Genomic DNA, 560 nt, shown 5'->3' on the forward strand with positions numbered 1-560 from the left:
GGAACGAGTAGGTGCAACATCAGCGTCGGAGGCCGTTTCACCGCGATGTGGTACTTCCTCCGGTGTGCTGCGCGGCTGCTGCGCAACTTCTTGTGTGGGCTGATGTGCTTGTGCAGGCTGTTGTGATCTTTCTGGCGATGCGTCCCTCTGTTGGTCCTCAGTATGTGCAGCGCTAGCTCTAAGTGAAATAGCATACCGAACAGCAACACCAATGAATGCCAAAGCAAAAACAACTGCGATTGGTATGAGGGCTGCTAACGCCGTCGGATTGGCGGAGTACACAACTGACATCACTGCACTCACAACCGCAACAACAAACAACAGCGCCAGAACGATTACTTCTCGCACTCCCCTTCGTGGAGTATCAATACCAGTTTCGTCATCAGTTTCGTTCAACAACGTATAACCTATACCGCCTGTGTCGTCGCCCAACAGGCTCAGAGAAGCTTGATCCGGCATATATTTCACCAATTACACAAATAACTATTCTCGGAACCGCAGACTCATCGTTGCCAACATAACCAGGGAAGAAAAACAGCCGGATACACGGTACAGTTCAT

At 50.5% G+C, this 560-nt stretch carries 1 protein-coding gene; it reads right to left on the reverse strand.

Annotated elements, in window-relative coordinates; all coding sequences use genetic code 11:
• Window positions 1–459 (reverse strand): hypothetical protein (locus tag GAC_RS01845; RefSeq protein WP_037349143.1); only part of this gene is annotated, 459 nt, incomplete at its 3' end.
• Between the last annotated feature and the right edge of the window lie 101 nt (window positions 460–560).

Origin of the sequence: Anaplasma marginale str. Florida (assembly GCF_000215485.1) — a bacterium.
Lineage (GTDB): Bacteria > Pseudomonadota > Alphaproteobacteria > Rickettsiales > Anaplasmataceae > Anaplasma > Anaplasma marginale.